The organism is Campylobacter sp. 110 (assembly GCF_002383965.1).
Classification (GTDB): domain Bacteria; phylum Campylobacterota; class Campylobacteria; order Campylobacterales; family Campylobacteraceae; genus Campylobacter_D; species Campylobacter_D coli.
In genome coordinates this window covers 1-4,430 of the sequence record NZ_NXBD01000025.1, presented here as the reverse complement: position 1 = coordinate 4,430, position 4,430 = coordinate 1, and the positions used below count along the sequence as shown (strand labels likewise).

General features: G+C 27.9%; 9 protein-coding genes. All 9 read left to right on the top strand.

Going from position 1 to position 4,430, the window contains the following annotated elements; translation table 11 throughout:
• The coding region (locus tag BGS43_RS03175; RefSeq protein ID WP_096568744.1) for a DNA-methyltransferase at positions 1-738 on the top strand (738 nt) is incomplete at its 5' end.
• A gap of 30 nt (positions 739-768) precedes the next feature.
• Complete coding sequence (locus BGS43_RS03170) at positions 769-1,062, top strand: hypothetical protein (RefSeq protein ID WP_058001833.1); 294 nt, start codon at positions 769-771, stop codon at positions 1,060-1,062.
• A 9-nt stretch (positions 1,063-1,071) separates the two neighbouring features.
• Positions 1,072-1,305: a hypothetical protein gene (locus BGS43_RS03165; protein ID WP_002782536.1), complete on the top strand. Its 234-nt coding sequence runs from the start codon at positions 1,072-1,074 to the stop codon at positions 1,303-1,305.
• Positions 1,302-1,679, top strand: a complete 378-nt coding sequence (locus tag BGS43_RS03160; protein WP_096568741.1) for a hypothetical protein — start codon at positions 1,302-1,304, stop codon at positions 1,677-1,679. Before BGS43_RS03165 ends, BGS43_RS03160 begins: the two co-directional genes overlap by 4 nt.
• A 97-nt stretch (positions 1,680-1,776) precedes the next feature.
• Positions 1,777-1,953, top strand: coding sequence for a hypothetical protein (locus BGS43_RS09760; RefSeq protein ID WP_002782679.1), 177 nt, complete (start codon positions 1,777-1,779; stop codon positions 1,951-1,953).
• 146 nt (positions 1,954-2,099) lie between these two features.
• The gene (locus tag BGS43_RS03155; RefSeq protein WP_002792837.1) at positions 2,100-2,315 is read left to right on the top strand and encodes a hypothetical protein; all 216 of its coding nucleotides are present in this window, start codon (positions 2,100-2,102) and stop codon (positions 2,313-2,315) included.
• A gap of 20 nt (positions 2,316-2,335) precedes the next feature.
• Entirely contained in the window at positions 2,336-2,560 is a 225-nt protein-coding gene (locus tag BGS43_RS03150) for a hypothetical protein (protein ID WP_002782767.1), read from the top strand.
• Position 2,561: 1 nt separating this feature from the next.
• Positions 2,562-2,969 carry a hypothetical protein gene (locus tag BGS43_RS03145; protein WP_079750849.1) on the top strand — a complete coding sequence of 136 codons (408 nt, stop codon included), beginning with the start codon at positions 2,562-2,564 and terminating at the stop codon, positions 2,967-2,969.
• Positions 2,970-3,420: 451 nt separating this feature from the next.
• A complete protein-coding gene (locus BGS43_RS10040) occupies positions 3,421-4,422 on the top strand; it encodes a hypothetical protein (protein ID WP_257841423.1) in 1,002 nt (333 codons plus the stop codon).
• The last annotated feature ends 8 nt before the right edge of the window (positions 4,423-4,430 follow it).

Genomic DNA, 4,430 nt, shown 5'->3' with positions numbered 1-4,430 from the left:
TATAACGACCATTTTCAAAATTTTAAAAGATATAATATACCAAAAGCACAGCTTGTAATAGCTGATATTCCTTATAATTTAGACAACAATGCTTATGCTTCATCTCCTAAATGGTATATAAATGGGGATAATAAAAATGGAAAAAGCAAAAAAGCAAACAAGGCATTTTTTGATACAGATAATGATTTTAGAGTTAGCGAATTTATGCACTTTTGTTCAAAAATGCTTATAAAAGAACCTAAAGAATGCGGTAAAAGTCCTTGCATGATTGTTTTTTGCTCTTTTGAGCAACAAGCAATGTTAATTGAAGTAGCTAAAAAATATGGCTTTAATCATTATATAAATTTGGTTTTTAGAAAACAAAGCTCATCTCAAGTTTTAAAAGCAAATATGAGAATAGTTGGAAATTGTGAATATGCTTTAATCTTATATCGTGAAAAACTTCCAAAATTTAATAATGATGGCAAGATGATTTATAACTGCATGGATTGGCAAAAAGATGAAGGTATTCCTAAAATACATCCCACACAAAAGCCTGTTAAATTGCTAGAAAGATTAATCACTATTTTTACAGATGCAGGTGATGTTGTTATAGATCCATGTGCTGGAAGTGGTAGCACTCTTTTAGCAGCTACAAATTTAAACCGCAAAGCTTATGGCTTTGAGATTAAAAAAGACTTTTTTAAAAGTGCTAATGAAATTATGTTTAAACACATAGAAAGTAGTCTATTTGCTTAAGTAAAATTTTGATAAAATAAAGGAGAATTAATGGAAAACTTCAAAGCTTTTAAGCTTATTTCAAAACGTATTATAAAAACACTTTTAAATGATTTTCCAAATCAAAGCATACTTTTTTCAGATGACTTTAACAAAGATTGTAAAGAATACAAAATAGACTTTAGCTCTTGTATTCATTTTCTAAAAGAATGCAAAGTTTTAAAATACGACAAAGAAAACAATGGCGATTTTTCAGGAGTTTTAATCAGTCCTAAAGCTTATTTATACTTTTCTAAAAATGATTTAAATGATATTGATGATTTAATCGAATTTTGTACGAGATAAAGGATTAAAATGCAAGAAGAAACAATTACTTACGCAAGAGGTCGTTTAACTGAGCTTAAAGATAAAAAAGATGAGCTTCAAAGACTTATCAAAGATAGTAAAAATCTAGCAATTAAAAATATACAAAATGATGATTTAAAAGGCGCTAGACTTTATATTGATAAACTAGAGCTTTATTTTGATGAACTTTTAAAGACAAATACGGATTTAAATTTGCTTTGCAATAAATGGGGATTTAAATGAGTGAAAATATTGAGCTTTTTGAAAGCTATACGGCAAAAACTTTGGGAGAACTTTATAGTACCTTTCCTATTCCAAGCGATTTTAACTTTTTTGATTTTATCCCAAAACTAGAATATGAAGAGTTTTTAACACATCAATTAAACGCTTATCATACGATAAATTACCTAAAAAATAATCATTTTTTGGATTTTGAGAGTATGGATTTAGAAAGCGGAAAAGTTAAAAAAGCTATTTTAAAACCGAAAGCCTTACAGCTTTTAAAACAAGATGGCTTAGGAGTGCAACTTAGAAAAGCTTTAAGTACAGGAAGAGATGAGCTTATAAGAAGTATTGTAAATAGGGCTTTAGAAATGAGCCTTAAATTTATGTTTTAAATAAAGGAGAAAAATGACAGCACAGGAAATTAAGGAATTTTGTAAAAATATATTGTTAAATTTTATTTAGTGTGCTAAACTTTTAAAAAGGGAAAAAATGTTAGAACTTATTTTTAACACAGGAAGAAATATAGGTTTAGGTATCTTTGTAAATGGAGCTTTTGCTTTGCAATTTAGCGATGTTCCACAAAGTCAAGCGACTTATGCTATAGCTGAAGGCATTTTAATTATGTTTCTTTCAGGGCTTGGCGAAATTAAATCTAAAAGGAGTTAAAATGGAAATCATTTTAGGAATTGGTGCGGTAACTTTAGTTATAGTTTCAATAGCTTTAGTTTATACATTTTATAAAGAAAAACACAAAACACAACACTAAATAAAACTACAATCCTACTTTTTTATAATTAGCAAAAGGTAGGATTATGCAAAATATCACTTCAAATTTAATTTTTACAAACGAACAAATCGCTATTAATTATGGCTTAACAACAGGCTTAACGATAGCAAAACATCTTAGGACGCATAATGATGAGTTTATAGAAAACACACATTATTTTTTAGTAGAAAATTCTTTTAAAAATAAGACAATCAAATGGACTTTAGAAGGCGTTTATAAATTACTTTGGATAAAATTATAAAAACAAAAGAAAGGAATAAAATGACAAATATTAAGGATATTAAAAAAATTAAAATCACTTGCAAAGAATGTAAAAGCGAATTTTCTATGTTTATAGGGCATTCTTTGTATGTTTGCCCTATTTGTGGGAATAATTTTGGTATAAACCAACTAAATGACCCATTTTTTAGAATTAAACAAGCCTTTGAATGTTTTACCAATCCTAAAAATTGCGATATAGAATTAGTTTGCGAGATAAAGGAGTAGCATGGCAGAAGAGAAACTACTAAAATCTTTGGCAGATGGTGTTTTAAAAATAAATGAAAGCTCTATTGATGTGGCAGTTTTAGAAAATGGAGTAAGAATTATTACCCATAGCGGAGTATTTAGAGCCTTAGGAAGAGAACCAAGAGGAAATGCAAGGCTAGATCAAATACCCGCTTTTATGGATGCAAAAAATCTCCAACCGCTGATTTCTTCGGAACTTAAAACTCAGATCAGCCGAATTTCATATTTAGATAAAAACAGCAAAGTTAAAGAAGGTTATAATGCGGATATATTACCCTTAGTGGCTGATTTATATTTAAAAGCAAGAGAAGAAGGTATTTTAACCCAAGCGCAAATAGAAACAGCAAAAAAAGCAGAGTTTAGATTTATCACAGATGAAAAGGAATAAAATGGAGAAAGAAAACATTGTTAAAGAAGTTTGTAAAGAGTTAAATATCACGCAAAAGGAGTTAAGCGAGATTTTAGTAATTTATGTTCTTTGAATTAGGGTTGTTTAAGATTTTTGTGTTAGAATTTGGCTATGTTAGAATTAATTAAAAACATAGGGCTTGGCTTATTTGTTAATGGGAGTTTCGCATTAATGAATTTTGACTTTAAACCGCAAAGCTTTATCATAACTGCTTTTAGCGTCGGGATTATGGCTATATGTATTCTTATGCAAAGGAGGCAAAAGGATGAATGAGATAGGTTTAAACATTATCGCAGGGGTAAGCGTTATACTCTTTGCTTATACTTGCTATCTATTTTATAAGCAAAATAAGTCTCTAAAAGACAAAACGAAAGAAAGTAAGCACTAAAATCAAAACAACCCTTTCAAAGCATAAAATGAAAGGGTTAATATGCTATCACAAATACAAAATAATACCTCAATACAAGTTGCTTCATTTTATGAAGTTACCAAAAATTCAATCGCAAAACATTTTTTAAGAAACGCTGATGAGTTCATAGAAAATATACACTATTTCTACGATTATGAGCAAACAAAAGGCGGAAGACAAAGAGTAATCAAATGGACTTTAGAAGGTGTTTATAAACTTTTTGATAAAATTAAGAAATTAAAAGAAAGGAGTAATATGACAGAAGAGAAAGAAAATATTGTTAATTTTAAAATAAAAATTATCCATGAAGAAAACATAGAACTTGGGATAATGGCTAATTCTTTGTTAAGTTTTCAAAAATTAATGGATAGTTTTATATCAAAAGAGCACGGTATAACACAAAGTAAAATTTTTTTAGAAAAAGTTGAAACTGGTAGTGATATATATTCTTTGGTTTTTGAAATAGCAGGAGAAGTTTTGCCTATTATTGCACCTATTCAAGCATTAAATGAATTTATAGAACTTATCATATCTTTTAAAAATATCAAATCAAAAAGTATAGAAGAAATAGAAGAAAATCCGCATTTTACTAAGTATAATGCCAATAATTTAAAAAATATATTTGCACCCGTTACTATAAATCAAAATACTTTTTTTATCAATCATAAAGGTGAAGAACTTTTGAGAATAAATAGTGATGAAGCTAAGCTTATTTATGAAAATGCTAATTACATTTGCGAAAAAAAGGAAATTGAATATCAAAAGATACATGAAAATGCTTTGATAACGATGTATAAAACTACAAATAAAATAGACAATAAAACAAAACATAAGGCAAAGTGCGATGCTTTAAGTCCTTATGCGGTTGATGTTAGTTTTAGTGATGAGAAAATAGCCGAAGAAGTTTTGAAAAATCCTTATGGATTTAATTTTTTAGTAGATTTAGAGTATTATAAAAACGATAAAAATAAAATTATTTTATATAGAATTTTTAACATAAAAGATAAAATATCTTTAGAATAAAAGAAAGG

What these genes read in the sequence shown, in the direction of transcription:
- BGS43_RS03170 (WP_058001833.1), top strand. Translation starts at nt 769, where the DNA reads ATGGAAAACTTCAAAGCTTTTAAGCTTATTTCAAAACGTATTATAAAA.
- BGS43_RS03165 (WP_002782536.1), top strand. Translation starts at nt 1,072, where the DNA reads ATGCAAGAAGAAACAATTACTTACGCAAGAGGTCGTTTAACTGAGCTT.
- BGS43_RS03160 (WP_096568741.1), top strand. Translation starts at nt 1,302, where the DNA reads ATGAGTGAAAATATTGAGCTTTTTGAAAGCTATACGGCAAAAACTTTG.
- BGS43_RS09760 (WP_002782679.1), top strand. Translation starts at nt 1,777, where the DNA reads ATGTTAGAACTTATTTTTAACACAGGAAGAAATATAGGTTTAGGTATC.
- BGS43_RS03155 (WP_002792837.1), top strand. Translation starts at nt 2,100, where the DNA reads ATGCAAAATATCACTTCAAATTTAATTTTTACAAACGAACAAATCGCT.
- BGS43_RS03150 (WP_002782767.1), top strand. Translation starts at nt 2,336, where the DNA reads ATGACAAATATTAAGGATATTAAAAAAATTAAAATCACTTGCAAAGAA.
- BGS43_RS03145 (WP_079750849.1), top strand. Translation starts at nt 2,562, where the DNA reads ATGGCAGAAGAGAAACTACTAAAATCTTTGGCAGATGGTGTTTTAAAA.
- BGS43_RS10040 (WP_257841423.1), top strand. Translation starts at nt 3,421, where the DNA reads ATGCTATCACAAATACAAAATAATACCTCAATACAAGTTGCTTCATTT.